The 14,462-nt window shown below is 57.9% G+C and carries 12 protein-coding genes; 5 read left to right on the top strand and 7 right to left on the bottom strand.

From position 1 onward, the window contains the following. The first annotated feature begins 34 nt into the window (after positions 1-34). The 3 genes from LB523_RS01535 (at position 35) to LB523_RS01525 (ending at position 4,147) form a co-directional block, all read left to right on the top strand. The gene (locus LB523_RS01535; RefSeq protein ID WP_224600664.1) at positions 35-748 is read left to right on the top strand and encodes a N5-glutamine methyltransferase family protein; all 714 of its coding nucleotides are present in this window, start codon (positions 35-37) and stop codon (positions 746-748) included. 337 nt (positions 749-1,085) lie between these two features. Continuing rightward, complete coding sequence (locus LB523_RS01530; protein WP_224600989.1) at positions 1,086-2,780, top strand: type I secretion system permease/ATPase; 1,695 nt, start codon at positions 1,086-1,088, stop codon at positions 2,778-2,780. An 11-nt stretch (positions 2,781-2,791) separates the two neighbouring features. Beyond that, entirely contained in the window at positions 2,792-4,147 is a 1,356-nt protein-coding gene (locus LB523_RS01525; RefSeq protein ID WP_224522968.1) for an HlyD family type I secretion periplasmic adaptor subunit, read from the top strand. Positions 4,148-4,168: 21 nt separating this feature from the next. On the opposite strand, the gene LB523_RS01520 is transcribed toward LB523_RS01525, so the two are convergent. From LB523_RS01520 to LB523_RS01495, 6 genes are read right to left on the bottom strand one after another with little or no spacing between them, the layout of a single operon-like run. Then, complete coding sequence (locus LB523_RS01520; RefSeq protein ID WP_224600663.1) at positions 4,169-5,431, bottom strand: polysaccharide biosynthesis/export family protein; 1,263 nt, start codon at positions 5,429-5,431, stop codon at positions 4,169-4,171. A 15-nt stretch (positions 5,432-5,446) separates the two neighbouring features. Beyond that, complete coding sequence (locus tag LB523_RS01515) at positions 5,447-6,658, bottom strand: hypothetical protein (protein ID WP_224600662.1); 1,212 nt, start codon at positions 6,656-6,658, stop codon at positions 5,447-5,449. A gap of 26 nt (positions 6,659-6,684) precedes the next feature. Further along, positions 6,685-7,689 (bottom strand): SDR family NAD(P)-dependent oxidoreductase, encoded by a 1,005-nt coding sequence (locus tag LB523_RS01510; RefSeq protein WP_140839031.1) that lies wholly within the window; start codon positions 7,687-7,689, stop codon positions 6,685-6,687. 53 nt (positions 7,690-7,742) lie between these two features. Further along, complete coding sequence (locus LB523_RS01505; RefSeq protein WP_224600661.1) at positions 7,743-8,432, bottom strand: sugar transferase; 690 nt, start codon at positions 8,430-8,432, stop codon at positions 7,743-7,745. Then, positions 8,429-9,565 (bottom strand): DegT/DnrJ/EryC1/StrS family aminotransferase, encoded by a 1,137-nt coding sequence (locus LB523_RS01500; protein ID WP_224600660.1) that lies wholly within the window; start codon positions 9,563-9,565, stop codon positions 8,429-8,431. Before LB523_RS01500 ends, LB523_RS01505 begins: the two co-directional genes overlap by 4 nt. Positions 9,566-9,615: 50 nt before the next feature. After that, entirely contained in the window at positions 9,616-10,338 is a 723-nt protein-coding gene (locus tag LB523_RS01495; protein ID WP_095768666.1) for an NDP-sugar synthase, read from the bottom strand. Positions 10,339-10,984: 646 nt separating this feature from the next. Here LB523_RS01495 and LB523_RS01490 point away from each other — a divergent pair. Next, positions 10,985-11,656: a LuxR C-terminal-related transcriptional regulator gene (locus LB523_RS01490; RefSeq protein WP_095768696.1), complete on the top strand. Its 672-nt coding sequence runs from the start codon at positions 10,985-10,987 to the stop codon at positions 11,654-11,656. Here the strand turns inward: LB523_RS01490 and LB523_RS01485 are convergent. Beyond that, positions 11,653-13,332, bottom strand: coding sequence for a PAS domain S-box protein (locus tag LB523_RS01485; RefSeq protein ID WP_224600659.1), 1,680 nt, complete (start codon positions 13,330-13,332; stop codon positions 11,653-11,655). The genes LB523_RS01490 and LB523_RS01485 overlap by 4 nt on opposite strands. Positions 13,333-13,656: 324 nt before the next feature. Here LB523_RS01485 and LB523_RS01480 point away from each other — a divergent pair, with 324 nt between their 5' ends. Continuing rightward, entirely contained in the window at positions 13,657-14,340 is a 684-nt protein-coding gene (locus tag LB523_RS01480) for a helix-turn-helix transcriptional regulator (protein ID WP_224522975.1), read from the top strand. The last annotated feature ends 122 nt before the right edge of the window (positions 14,341-14,462 follow it).

Below are 14,462 nucleotides of genomic sequence, written 5' to 3'. Positions count from 1 at the left end.
TCCCGAACGACAGCATTGGGAAAAGCGGGTTGTCGTGAGCCAAGAAATCAGCGTCGAGGATGCCTACAGCAAAGGGCGCACCATCTTCATGGGGCTGGAGTTGCTCGTGGCACCTGGCGCGCTTGTGCCACGCCCGGAGACGGAACTGCTGGGCACAGCCGCCCTCGCCGCCTTGGATCATTTGAGGACTGCGGAACCCCGCATTATCGACATGTGCTGCGGCGCCGGCAATCTGGCATGCGCCATAGCGCACTATGCCCCCACCGCGCGGATCTGGGCGAGCGACCTAACGGATGGGTGCGTTAAAGCCGCGCGCCGCAACGTCGACCATCATGGATTGGCAGGGCGCGTTTCGGTGCTGCAGGGCGACCTGTTTGAGCCTCTCTCCGGCCCGGAACTTGTCGGCAGGATCGACATGATCGTCTGCAACCCGCCATACATCTCGGAAAAGCGGCTCGAGGGCGACCGCTCTCACTTGACCGAGCTCGAGCCGCGCGAGGCGTTTGCGGCTGGCCCTTACGGCCTGAGCATCCACATGCGGGTGATAAGAGACGCGCCGCAATACCTGCGGCCAGGTGGCATGCTGCTGTTCGAGGTTGGCCTTGGCCAGGACCGGCAAGTCGTGAGTCTGCTCAACCGCGCAAAGGCCTACGAGAATATTGGCACGATCTCGAACGAAGCTGGCGAGGGCCGTGTCGTTGTCGCCCATATGAAGAACCCCGATGAACCACGCGCGTCGAATGTCTGATCAGGTCACTTTCCTCATCCAACAGACATCAAAACGTGATCCGACAAAGGGCAAACCCCGTCGACCTTCAAATGGTCAATAAACGCTCGCTTTCCAGGGTCGGTTATCCCCAGCTTGTTTCGTGGCGATTCACGATTTAGCGTCTGAGCGTCACGATTTTGCTGCATTTTGATAAAATTTGACGAATGTTAGCTTGATGTAATGTTCGGGGTGGGCGGGTCACAACGAAAGGTAAGATCTTGTCCTACGCTGACAGCGTCCACGAGGCCGTGCGACAATCTCGAGTGAGAGATCGCGCGTCGTGAGGGAACATCGTACGCAACATTTGCTCTCAGCCATGTCGGGTTGTTGGTCCGGGCTGGTTGGCATTGGTCTCTTTTCGGCGGTGATAAACATTCTAGCCCTGACCGGCTCCGTCTACATGCTGCAGGTGTATGACCGTGTGCTTCCCTCGCAGAGCGTTCCGACGCTCGTGGGATTTACGGTCGGCATGCTGGGCCTCTATGCCATATACGGGCTGCTCGATTTCGTGCGGCTTCGCTTGCTGGTTCGAATCGGCAATCGCCTGTACAGAAATCTGCAGCAGAAGGCCTTCACCATATCGCTGTCGGTGCCCCTGGTCGCCGGGCAGGACGCGAACCGGGTGCAGCCGCTTCGCGACTTGGACCAGCTGCGCGGCTTTCTCTCCGGCCTGGGGCCGACCGTTTTTTTCGACGCCCCGTGGATGCCGTTTTACATGGTGGTCATCTACCTGTTGCACCCTTCCCTTGGGCTACTGGCAACCGTCGGCGCCGTTGTTGTCGTGCTTCTGACCGTGGTCGCAGAAATTGCCGGCCGCGGCCCCGCGGCCCGAACTTCCGAAACACTGGTCGCGCAACGCATCCTTGCCGATGCAGGCCGCCGCAATGCGGAAGTCGTTCAGGCGATGGGTCTCTCCGCCAGGCTTGGCCGACGCTGGGGAGAAGTCAGCCACGCCTATCTCAAGAACCAGGAACGGCTCTCCGACATCGTGGGCGGAACCGGATCATTGTCGAAGACACTCAGGATGGCCTTGCAATCGAGTGTACTCGGGCTGGGCGCTTATCTGGTGATCGGGGGGGACGCTTCCCCGGGTGTGATCATCGCATCTTCGATATTGCTTGGCCGCTCTTTGGCGCCGGTCGACGCCGCGATCGCAAACTGGAGAGGATTTCTGGCCGCACGCCGAAGCTACTCCGACTTGACTGCAGCGCTGGATGCTTTCGGTAGCCAAAGCGCTCCCATGGAGCTTCCCAGCCCGCGGGGGCAACTCTCCGTCGAGGAATTGACGATAGCCCCTCCAGGCGCACAACGGCCGACGGTTCTCAATGTAAGCTTTCGCCTGGCGAGCGGCGCTGGGATGGCAGTCGTCGGCCCTAGCGGTTCCGGGAAGACAACGCTGGTGCGTGCCCTGGTCGGAGTATGGAAGCCAATTCGGGGAACGGTTCGATTGGACGACGCTGCTCTCGATCAGTGGAGTTCGGAACTGCTCGGTGCTCATATCGGCTATTTGCCGCAGGATGTCGAACTGTTCGACGGAACGGTTGCCGACAACATTTCGAGATTTGGTGGCCAGAGCGACCCAAAAGGCGTCATGGCAGCCGCTCGAGCGGCTGGTGTCGACAAGATGATCATGCGATTGCCTCAAGGATTCCAAACACGAATCGGCGAAGGCGGGACGGCCCTGTCGGCCGGGCAGAGGCAACTGGTCGGATTGGCCAGGGCACTTTACGGCGATCCGTTTCTCGTCGTGCTCGACGAACCGAATTCCAACTTGGATTCAGACGGCGATGTTGCGTTGGCGGGGGCGATCCTGGCGGTGCGCCAGCGTGGCGGTATCGTGATCGTCGTGGCGCATCGCCCTTCTGCGCTCGTCAATATTGATCAGGTATTGGTCATGTCGAACGGGATGGTCCACGCATTTGGCCCGCGAGAAGATGTTCTCTCAAATGTCGTCCGCCCCTTCCCCCAGCCGGCAGTCGTTCCGCTGCAAAAAAATGCCGGTAACGCTTGAGGTCCTATTCCGTGTCTGACGCGACGATTTCTTATGCTCGTGTCAACGACGCAAGTCGTTGGCTCGGAACCAGGCTGATCAATGATCCGGATGGCATCCGCGCCAACCTGGTTCTGGGCTTGGCAACCACCGCCTTTCTGCTCGTTGGCGGAGGGACGTGGTTGGGACTAACCAAGATCGCCGGCGCTGTGATCGCGCCAGCGACCGTTGTGGTCGAAAGCAGTGTAAAGAAGGTCCAGCATCGGACCGGCGGCACCATCGGTGGAATCTTCGCCCAGGATGGTGATCATGTGCGTGCCGGCGCCGTGTTGGTCAGGCTTGACGACACGCTCACACGCTCAAACCTGCAGATTGTCAGTGAAGATCTCGACCGAGTCACCATCCGCCTGGCCAGGCTCGAGGCAGAGCGGCAAGGGCTGCCGGAAATGCAGGTTCCTCCCAGTCTGCGCGTGAGGATGAGCGACCCGCGGGTGGCTGCTCTTGTCAATGGAGAACGTGCCTTGTTTGAAAGCCGGGCTACGGCATTGGCTGGCCAAAAGGCGCAGTTGCAGAGCCGCTCGATGCAACTTCGACATCAGATTGACGGTCTCAAGGCTCAGCTTGCCGCGACGAATGACTCCTTGGATCTCCTTACCCGCAGCCTTGCCGACGTCCAAGCTCTTTACTCCAAGAAATTGGTGTCCAAGGAGCGACTGAGCAATGTCAGCCTGGAAGAGGCTCGTGCTCGCGGTGAGTCGGGGCGACTAGTTGCAGCAATCGCGGAGGTGCAAGCCCACATCAGTGAAACGGACTTGCAGGTGCTTCAGCTCGACGAGCAGATGCGCAGCGACGTGACAAGCGAGCTCCGCGAAAACGAAGCGAAGCGCACAGAGCTCGAAGAGCGCAAGATAGTGGCCGACGACGAGCTCGCAAGGACGGATATCCGATCTCCCCAGACCGGGACGGTACAAGAATCCTCTATCCACACCGTCGGAGGCGTAGTTGGACCGGGAGAGGTGCTCATGGTGGTTGTGCCCGACACCGACAACCTTGTCGTGGATGCGCTCATTCCGCCGACCCGGATGGATGATGTCCAGCCCGGGCAGCGGGTATCAATCCGCTTTCCCTCTTTCGACGTCGGAACCACACCTGTCTGCGAGGGTTCGGTGAAGCGTATCTCTGCAGATCTGATCAAGGATCAGGAACGCCAGCTTTCCTATTTTTCGGCTCGCATCCACGTCGACAACCAGGCCACCTGCCTGAAGGGTGAGAAAATCCTAAAGCCAGGCATGCCTGCCGAAGTTCACATAAGCACCGAGGAGCGCAGCGTCTGGTCGTATTTGCTTAAGCCATTGACCGATCAGATTTCCCGGGCCTTCAAGCAATAGCGGGATCGCAAACGCGGCCCCCTACTGGCTTGCTGCACGTCCTAGATCGCTGCTGAACCTCACCTCGATCGTATCTCCCGGAAGCACTTCTGAATCTTCTTCGACGAGTTGTTTGCGCCATTCTTCACCAATCTTGCGCACGATGGTGATCTGGGTCTGAATGGCTTCTCCGCTTACCGGCAGCGGCAGAGCGGACGCGCCAGCGGGTTGTAATTTCTGGCTGGTGGCGTGGAGCCTTGCGGTGGTGTCGGCAAGACGGACATCGGTATCTTTCAACTCGGTCAGCAAGCCGATCCTTCGCAGGTTTTCATTGCGCTCGCGTTGCCTGAGATAATCTTCCTGCTGGCGTCGCGCCCGCATGAGCTCGACCGATGTCTGAAGCTGCCCATTGGAAGAGAGTAGCGCGGAGCGCCTGACGTCAGACAGCCTGGCGTTGGTCAGATTGCCCGCTTGAAACAATTTCGTCACCCGAGCCAGGTCATCCTCATCCGCCTTGACCCCGTCGCTCTCGACCTGCTGGCGCTTGGTCAGAACGTCGATCTGCGCCGCGGCATCCTTTGCGCCCTGATCAACGTAGCTTTGTTCCTGCTGGAAGTTATCGAGAGAGATCTTCAGCGCCTCTCTTTCGGCGTCGGCAATGGCCGAGCTGAAGGCGGCAGACAATGGCGACCCTTGGGGGGGCTTGGTATCGAAACTTGGCTGATCCTGCAGTTCGGCGCGAATGCGAGCACTGTGGTAATAGTCGCGGGTGTATTCCCCCCAAAGCGATTCATAGTCGCGCTGCAGATCAACCGGGTCAGGACCGGTCTGATTTACGCGTGAGCGCAGAAGGCTGAGACCGCCAGACACAGCAATCGCCTGTCTCACCGTCATGAGAGGCCGATATGCCTGCTGGCCGGGAGTGAGCACCTCGCCAGTCACGTAGATCGGGCGATATTCCGCGACTATCGCGGTCACGTCGCCAGGTTGGACAACGATCATCTGCTCTCGCCCATCGGGCAAACGCTGCTGAAATATCTTGGTAGGCAAGATCGTTTCCATGCGGGCCTGCAGCTCGGCAGGCGTCAGACCGCCGATGGATATCTTCCCGACTTGGGGAAGCGCGATCGTACCGTCCATCTGGATTACCGCACGTTGAGTTCGTTCCGGTATCGAAGAGATTCCTATTTCGACGATGTCGCCGGGGGAGAGATGGTAGGCTGGCCGGTCGTTCGCCGCGGAGGCAGCATCAACCGCAGCCAGCACACCTATCGCTGCAAGAAGATTTCGGTTCATGAATGCCATCGGTGACATCTCCATTCAGTTCGACTTCGCCTCTTCCGACCAGTCGACGCGGGTGACGAAATCATAAACAGGTCCGCCGGGCACACCCCAGTTGCTGGACCAGATTACCTGCGAGCCATCGGGCGATGGCGAGGCATGGGTCTCGCTGCGGTAGTCGAAATCAACGCTGCGCGTTTGCGCTATGCGCCGAACCTCTCCGCTGCCATCGAGGCGCAGCGCGATAACCTCTCGTGCATAGGGTGCCATTTCCGGACGGGCCGAAACCACATTCGGGTCGCCGCCGTAGCTCAGGAACACCCAGCCAGGTTTGTTCAAAGCACGCAGAGAAGCATGCGAGGCCTCGCCGTATTTCATAAGCGAAGTTACTTTCCCGTCAGACAGCCGGCGTTTGATCACCTGATAGCTGTCCGGATAGGATTTGCTGATGCCGACGTAGATCTCGCTCCCATCGGCGTCGACCGTCATGTCGCCATGCCCCGGCCGATGATGCTCTGTCCACTGCTGGCCTGGAGCGCCGTCGATCGAAAATATAAACGACTGTTCGGTGCCGTCCGCCAGTGCCTGGATGCAGAGAATATTTTCGCCCAGAGGAGAGATCGAACAGTTCTCATTGACCCCAGCAAGCCGCCCAAGTGCGATATCGGCAAACTTGCTATGCTGCTTGAGATCGTACGCGAAGACGACCTCGGCACCGTCCGATCGACGTGCACGCACTGCCAGGCGATTACCGTCTCGGCTCGGGTTGCCTTTGCCTGGTCCGAAGTGCAGATCCCGATAGTCCTTTGAATCGAACAGCACATCCTCGTGATTGGTCCGCGGCGCCCAGGTCGATATTCGCTGGCCTCGAACGCAGATCATCAGATCCGCATTTTGGGGATGCCACTCACATTCGCCCGATCGATCGCGCATCAGCAGCGGTAGGAATGTGTGTCCGTCGAAAAAGCACATCCCGTTGCAGCCGTTGGTTATAACGAGAAGGCTCTGGTCCGCATTCCAGGCTTGGGCGCTGGAATAACGGTGGCTGCAATAATTTTTTATACACGCGACCCCATTTCCAAGCGGCCCGGATTTTGTGATCCGGGTGAATGTTTCCCCAAACGCGGGATCGACCGTAGGACGCAGATAGTCGGGCAACTGCATCGCCGGCGTCGCAACAAAGTGCGTTGACGTATTGCCCGCCTGGCTTGCGGCAGCATGCGGACCAAGGCACGCGACAGCGAAGATCATCGACAACGCATGTCGGCGACGACAAGTCATGTCATGTAGCCCATTTCCCGGCGCACCCGCCCCTCGCTGAGACGCGCTTTCCACCACGATATGGTGCGCTCCAACCCATCTCGCAGATTGGTACGGGCTCGCCACCCGGTCTGCGTTTCGAATTGCGTCGAGTCTGCAAGCAACGCGCGAACCTCGGAGTTCTGTGGGCGCAAGCGGCTTTCATCTCGATAGACAGGCTTCTTCGATCCGCTCAACTCGACCACCAGGTCCAGGACTTCCGCGATCGTCGCGGCACGCTGGCTTCCGGCATTGTAGGCATGGCCGAATTTGAGTTCCGCCACGCCTGCGGTCAGGAATGCTGCCGCCGTGTCTTCAACAAAGGTTAGATCGCGGATAGGGCTCGTATCCCCGACCATGATAGCCGAACAGTTCTTGTCGAGGGCCTGCCTGATTATGGTCGGCACTATCGCCCTCTCGCTCTGGCGTGGGCCGTAGGTATTGAATGGCCGCAGAGTTACGACGGGAACGTCAAATGACCTGGCGTAGGCTTCGGCCATCATGTCGGCACCGATCTTCGATGCCGAATATGGAGACTGGCCCTGCAGCGGATGAGATTCCTTGATAGGCATGGTCAGCGCCGTGCCGTAAACCTCGCTGGTCGAGGTGTGCACGACGCGTTCGGTGTCCCACTGACGCGCTGCCTCGAGAACATTCATCGTGCCCATGACATTGGTTTCCACGTATGACTGGGCAGCCGCATACGAATATGGAATCGCGATGAGAGCAGCCAGATGAAAAACCACAGCTTGGCCGCGCATGATCCTGTTCAGGAACGCGCTGTCGCGCACGTCGCCACGCACGGATTTCAGGTGGGCTCGGATGTTGTCCGGCAAATCGTCAAGCCAGCCGTGACTGTCGAACGAATTGTAGAGCGCCAATGCTGTGACATCCGCTCCATTGCGGACCAGCGCCTCGGTGAGATGCGATCCGATAAATCCATCGGCGCCCGTGACCAGTACCTTTTTGCCTTTGTAGTCCATGACCAATCGTCCCTCTTGCCATGTCCACTCTGACGGTGACACTCACCGGAGTGTCAGCCCGAATGCGCTTTAGTCGCGATCGGCGACGGCGGTACCCGGCCGACAACGGCTAGAAAACCGCGAGCCATCCAGACGGCGTCAGCCACCAGAGTTCGCTGCGGATAATAGGAAAGGTCGATCCTGGCCTTGGCGGGAAACAGGGTCTCGCGATAGTACTGCACCGGATCCGTGAACTTCGGATAGAAATTCGCTTCGTTGCGGAAGAGAACCTGGCTCGGACCGAGTAAGCCAGGCTTGTACTGCAAAACAGCCTCGGCGCCGCCGTGGAAACAGTCGGCGAACGCCAGGCTCTCCGGCCGCGGTCCGATGATTGCCATGTCGCCTATGATCACATTCCACAGTTGCGGCAATTCATCGAACTTTGTCGCGGCGAGCACGCGCCCTATCGTTGTCATGCGCTTGTCGTCGGCGACCGTCAGCGCGAGGCCGTGGGGATCGCATCGCACATCGAACTTGCGGAACTTGTACATGCGAAAAGGCTGAGCCCCGGCGCCCAGGCGGGTTTGTGCAAACAAAACCGGCCTACCGCCCTCGGCCAGAAGGGCGATGGCGATCAGCAGCATCAGTGGAGCAAACAAGACCGCAGCAACGCTCGCAATGGCAATGTCGATCAAACGCCGCGCAGACCCGTGGGCCGAGACTGCAACGAAGCGTCGGTGGAGGGATTGATCTGTCGCATTCATGCGGCCGTTCCTGCTTTGGTACAGCCGTTCACCGCAGTTGCCAGAGCCTCCACAACCGCTTCGACCACCGCTGAGGTCATCTGCGGGTGAAGTGGAATCGTCAACTCCCGCTGAGCAAAGTCTTCTGTTCGCGGCAATTGGGTCCCGGGAAAAAGCTCGCTGTACAACGTCATCCGGTGCACGGGCGGATAGTGGATCGTTGTTTGGATTCCCTGGTTGCGCAGTTCGTCGATAACGGCTTGCCTGTCGGCATATCGCGGTAAAAGTATCGGCATGATGTGGTGCGCCGATCGCCGCGATTCACTGAATGGTACGATTATTGCCGGGCAGTGCATTGCAATGAGTCGCCGATAAAGGACGACGAGGATACGCCTTACTTCGTTCCATTCTTGCAGGTTTCCTAGCTGGACAAGTCCGATTGCGGCCCGCATCTCGTCCATACGATAATTGAACCCAAGCATGGTGACGTCATACTGCGGCGTGCGGCTGTTCAGCCGCTGGTGTGTGCCGGTGGTCATCCCGTGCCCGCGCGCTTGGCGAATCCTTTCCAGCAGTTCATGGTCTTGGGCGATTACGGCGCCGCCCTCGGCGGTTGTCATGTTCTTGTTGCCGTAGAAGCTGAAGGCCGCGGCAACGCCGAAGGTCCCTACTTCTCTCAAGCCAGGAGCATGCGCCGCGTCTTCAATGATGTGCAGTCCCCGAACACGAGCGAACCTTTGCCATTGTTCTCGATTGGCCAGATACCCGGCGAAGTGAACGAGAATAATGGCCTTCGTTCGCGGCGTGCATCGAGCCTCGGCTTCTGCAAGCGACATCAACGGCAAGTCGGCTGACTCAATATCGACAAAGACGGGAGTTGCACCGACATAGAGCACTGAGTTCGCGGTCGCCACGAAAGTTAGCGACGGAACCAGCACCTCATCGCCCGGACCAATGCCAAGTCCGTGCAAAATGAGATGAAGCGCCGCAGTACAGGAACTCACCGCAACGCAATCGTCCGCGCCATGCATGCGGGCAAACGACTCTTCGAACAATCGAACCTGCTCGCCCATGGTCAACCAGCTGCTATCAATGACCTTTGATAGAGCCGCCTTCTCCGGAACACCCAAAATCGGGGCACTGACCAAGAGCATGGTGACCTCACTCCCAAATCATCATTCGTGTTTGAGTTTCTCGCCGTTTGTCAGGCAGCCGCTGCCGCGACTTCGATCGAAGCCGACTGCTCTTCCCAGGAAATGGCTTGAGCATTCTGGAAATCGTCGACGCGGCCGATATCGAGCCAGAGTCCCTCATGCTTGTAGACATGGACGACCGTGCCCTGCTGCATCATCTGCAGCATCAGGTCGTCGAATCCGAATGGAATGCCGGAGGGAATAAAACTCAGAACATCCGGATTCATGCAGTAGATGCCCATGCTAACGAGATGAGAAAGCGTCGGCTTCTCGCGGAACATCTGCACTGCATTGTCGACTTCGTCGATGACGCCGAAATCCATCTTGATAAGACGGTTTGCGGTAGCGATGGTCACCGGATCCTTGTGCTTGCGGTGGGCAGCTGTGAATCGGCTGAGGCTAAGATCGGTGAGAACGTCGCCGTTCAGCACGATAAAGGGTTCGGTTAGTTCATCTCGGATAAGCGACAGTGGCCCGATGGTGCCCAGCGGCTCCATCTCCTGAGTGTACCGTATTTTCAGGTTCCATTGCGAACCATCACCACACACGCTGCGGATGAGATGGCCGAGATACCCGGTCGTGATGTAGACCTCTTCAATGCCATTGCGTCGCAGCCACTTGAGAAGCAGCTCGAGCACCGGCCGGGCACCAATTGGCATCAGCGGCTTCGGCAACACCGACGTAAAGGGACGAAGTCGTGTTCCCATCCCACCGCATTGAATAACCGCTTTCATCCGATCCTCCATAGTTCAACGCCGCTTCAATGGTTGGTGCCTGGGCAGACGTGTTCAGACCTCTTCCGACCATGATGGGTCGGATAGAAAAGTCGCCACGTGTCCGTCCCGAGCATCTTATGAAGAACGGTATGTGAGCGTTCGAAGGATGTCGTCGTGCAATCGAATGGCACCAATCCATTGCCTCCGCAGGTTCAGCGACTAGGCCGGTCCGACCTGTCCGCCGCGAGGCACGATGGCGCCGAATATGCCGACCTGCATCTGCAAAATTGCTTAGCCACGAGACCTTCAAATGCCCCAGTGCGGACCTCAGAATCCACCTGCTGGAATTTACGTCTCGCTACCGCTCAAACAGCTGATGTCACATGGAATTTGGTAGTTGGCCATAGACGCGCCTGATCGCGATGTTGGCTTTCTGACAAGGGCAGAAACGGTGCGATTCAAGCCGGTTGAAGGTTCCTCGGAAAAAAAAAGAGATTTTTCCGCCATAGAGGAATATATTAGCAATACGGCGCGCAAGTGGTGCGGATTTCTGGGCGTTCGACGAGTGGTTGGCCACCGCCAAGGCCATTCCCCGATTGATCGTTTAGCCGCATTAGGCGTTTCAGGGCCCGCTTTGTAGGGCCTGCGTTGGGGTGGAATGCAAATGTATCGAGTCGTCATTGCGGACGATCACGGTCTGTATCGTCGTGGGCTGAGTTTGGCGCTCAAGGCCGAGCTCCCGGAACTGGAAATATTCGAAGCTGGATGTTTTGATGCCGCTGCCAGTGTCCTGGCTCAGCGGGACATCCATCTAGCCATTCTGGATCTGAACATGCCGGGACTGTTCAACCAGCAAGTGCTCGGCGACGTTTTGTCAGCGTATCCGGACACCCGTTTTGCAATCGTTTCCGGCAATGATTCACGAGCGGAAATATTGAAGGCCCTGTCGATCGGGCTGCACGGCTATATCGTGAAATCTCAGACGGACCAAGAAGTGGTATCGGCAGTGCGCGAGATTCTGGCAGGCCGCATCTATGTGCCGGCGCTGTTGTCTCGACCTTCCGGGGGTCCCGGGTCACACGCACCCCAATCGGCGAGGGCATGGACCCAACGGCGGATGGGAGCGGCCAGCCTTAGCAAGCTGACTTCAAGGCAACGTGACGTGCTCAAGCTGATGGCGGAAGGCTTTTCAAACAAGGAGATAGCTCGCGATTTGGACATTTCCGAAGCAACGACAAAAATTCACGCCGCTGCGGTAATGCGTGAGCTGGGAGTACGCAACCGCACCGAGGCAGCCGTCGCGCTACAAAACTGGCGTTCGAAATATATCGACTAGGGCGCGATTTCACGTCGAGACAGCCGCAGCGAGTATCGTAGACCGCCTTCAAATATTTCCAGCTTCGAGGCATGGCCGATAAGCGGCGCGGTGTTGACGCCCAATATCATCGAACCAATGCCATGGCCGATGTTCTTGGCCTTCCTGCGTCTTCCCGATTCTATCCAATCGAAGACGACGTCATCGCTTTCTCCACTATCGGCCCATCTAACCTCAAGGCGCCCTCGGGAACCGCCAAGCGCGCCGTGTTTGACAGAGTTCGTCGTAAGCTCGTGAACAACCATTGCGAAGGTTTCGGCAGCGCCGCTTGACATCATGACGTCAGGGCCATGGGTCTTTATCTTTCGCGTTTCCATGTAGGGCAACAGTTCCTGGACCACGAGATCCCGGAGCAATACCGAACTGTCGGTGCGACCGGAGATCATCATATGCGTGACTTCAAGCGCTCGTATCCGATCGATTAGGTCCTCCTTGAACTTCATGACATTGTTCGCCGGAGCACCAACCATTTTGACCAGCGCTATCACGACCGCGAAAAGATTGCTGAATCGATGGCGCTGTTCGATCAAAATACGATCCCGTCTCCTGACCGTGGCGCGCAAAAGCGTGGTCTGCCGACGTTCAGTCAGGTCAGCTGCTATCCCGATCAGCAGCTGCTGATCATGATACCGCTCCTCCCGTCCGCGCAGAGCGACCCAACGAATAGGTCCATCCGGACGTCGCACCCTTATCTCAACGTCGTAATTCGTGGTCGCGCCGGATTCTTTGGGGAGTGCAAGCTTTGGCCAGTCCGCGGGATAGACGACTGCAGCTAGCTCGTCTATCGGCCGGCTGGTGGCGCGCGGCAGGCCTAAGATTTCCCAAAATTTGTCGGAACCCGTGACGACGCCGCTTTGGAGGTCGACTTGCCAGGTTCCCAACCGCCCCGCCGAAAGCGCCAGATCAAGCCGTTCCTTCTGGACCCGGATCGCTTCGCGCGCCGTCCGTCTTTCCGAGATATCATCGACAACGATGATCGCGCTCTCTGAAAGGAGGCCGTCGGAACGGTACGACGATAGGTTCAGGCGAGCCCAGAATGTGGACCCGTCCTTCTTCTTCAATCGGGCTTCCATATCGAATGGCATCGCGGACTTGCCTTGATCGGCAAGCGCTTCAACAACGCTATCGCGATCATCGGGATGAACAAGCTGCGCAAGCGGAAATTGAGCAAGCTCGGCTTCGGTATATCCCGTCAGCTCACAAAGACGTTTGTTGGATTGCAGAAGCTCGCCTTTTTCATTCGTGTTCGCAAAGCCGAGGGCCGCACGCTCGAACACCGAACGGAAGCGGCTCTCGGTGGCCTCGACGGCGGCCAGTCGAGTTTCGGCGACCTTCAGGGCCTCGCTAAGGTCCTGCCGCAAGCGGTGGAACATGAAGGCGATCATGAAGCCGGAAACCAGGAGAAAGATTGCTCGCGGCCAGTCCTCTGCAGGAATCGAACCGCGCAGAAGTCGTTCGGCCCCGAGGCTGGCGGCGACTGTCACGAGAGTTGCAATGATTGCACCGCGACGGCCAACAAGATATGCAGCGACAATTATAGCTGGAATAGATGATATGAAGGTTGCTTCAGTTTCCGTCTGAATTAAGTTTGTTATTACGAATATTAGCGTGAAAACTAGCACCAGCATGGAAGCCATGTGAGCTAGCGAGATGCCCTTCAAGGCCGAAACCGTTCTACGCAGATGCAGCCCCATACCTCACAGACTACAACTTTCGGATTAGTCCGTCGAGCCTAGAACTCCACCGCCTGATCTAATACCACTGCCGGATTGCGGCCCTCAAATCCAAGCTTACTATCATTTACGAAGAGCGTCCGGTTCGCCTGGACTCTTTGTAAGAGAGCATGAAGAAACCGATGCAAGCCTCTGAGATCAAAGATTTTTGGCAGAGAAATCTGTCTTGGAGTCAAGCGTAACGATTGGAGATCTTAGCGGTTTTCGGCCAACAGGGGTGGGAAGGCAATGTCTTTCATTGATAGGCACAACGATACCGTTGCGAATAAGCGCCATATTGAATTGAGCACTGCTTACGGCGGTGTCGCTCGCCTGGCACGCTACACGTCGGACAGGCAGGGCACAGCATGCGCGTCAAAGCGTCGGAGCCTGGAATCCGTCACCGGCATGCTGGACCGCATTGGCTGTGGCTTCCTGGTCCTCAATCGCGAGAAAAAGGTGGTGGAGTGGAACATTGCCGCTCAAAGCACCTTTGAACGACAGGGTGAGACGGCCGGCACGGCTCCGGAGCTTACGGCTGCGCTGAGGCGGCTGGTCGCGAACGTTCCAACCAACTTCCTGCCAGGTTCGTTGTCGTGGGTGGTGATCCGCACCACTGACGATCGGCCGGTGATACTCAATGAGGGCGGGGTGATTGCGCCCGACGGAACAAGTATCGTCGCGTTGTTAGACCGGGAGACCCGGTCCTCGGCTAATCCGCAGACATTGCAAAAGATGTTCGGCCTCACGAGCGCTGAAACTCAGCTTGCCATGAGGTTAGCTCAAGGGGACGCACCATTGGAAATCGCCCGCAGCTGGCATCTCAGCCGCACCACGATCCGGTCCCAGCTTGCCTCGCTTTTTGCCAAAACAGAAACCAAGCGCCAGGGTGAGCTGGTAGCTCTGCTCGGACGAATTTCCGTATTGCCGTGATAATGCCGCCTCGACCGCGAGGCGGCGCGTATCCGGTATGTTGGTTTGGCATTGCGTCTGTGCGAGCGCGTTCCTGCCTGATCCAGATATAAGCCGACGATCTCGATGCAAAAATTTCGAAG

It is taken from the genome of Mesorhizobium sp. ESP-6-4 (assembly GCF_020164735.1).
Classification (GTDB): Bacteria; Pseudomonadota; Alphaproteobacteria; order Rhizobiales; family Rhizobiaceae; genus Mesorhizobium.
Note: the sequence above shows the minus strand (reverse complement) of the source record. Positions and strands in the feature narration are given on the sequence as shown.

What these genes read in the sequence shown, in the direction of transcription:
- LB523_RS01530 (WP_224600989.1), top strand. Translation starts at nt 1,086, where the DNA reads ATGTCGGGTTGTTGGTCCGGGCTGGTTGGCATTGGTCTCTTTTCGGCG.
- LB523_RS01520 (WP_224600663.1), bottom strand. Translation starts at nt 5,431, where the DNA reads ATGGCATTCATGAACCGAAATCTTCTTGCAGCGATAGGTGTGCTGGCT.
- LB523_RS01515 (WP_224600662.1), bottom strand. Translation starts at nt 6,658, where the DNA reads ATGATCTTCGCTGTCGCGTGCCTTGGTCCGCATGCTGCCGCAAGCCAG.
- LB523_RS01510 (WP_140839031.1), bottom strand. Translation starts at nt 7,689, where the DNA reads ATGGACTACAAAGGCAAAAAGGTACTGGTCACGGGCGCCGATGGATTT.
- LB523_RS01505 (WP_224600661.1), bottom strand. Translation starts at nt 8,432, where the DNA reads ATGAATGCGACAGATCAATCCCTCCACCGACGCTTCGTTGCAGTCTCG.
- LB523_RS01500 (WP_224600660.1), bottom strand. Translation starts at nt 9,565, where the DNA reads ATGCTCTTGGTCAGTGCCCCGATTTTGGGTGTTCCGGAGAAGGCGGCT.
- LB523_RS01495 (WP_095768666.1), bottom strand. Translation starts at nt 10,338, where the DNA reads ATGAAAGCGGTTATTCAATGCGGTGGGATGGGAACACGACTTCGTCCC.
- LB523_RS01490 (WP_095768696.1), top strand. Translation starts at nt 10,985, where the DNA reads ATGTATCGAGTCGTCATTGCGGACGATCACGGTCTGTATCGTCGTGGG.
- LB523_RS01485 (WP_224600659.1), bottom strand. Translation starts at nt 13,332, where the DNA reads ATGGCTTCCATGCTGGTGCTAGTTTTCACGCTAATATTCGTAATAACA.
- LB523_RS01480 (WP_224522975.1), top strand. Translation starts at nt 13,657, where the DNA reads ATGTCTTTCATTGATAGGCACAACGATACCGTTGCGAATAAGCGCCAT.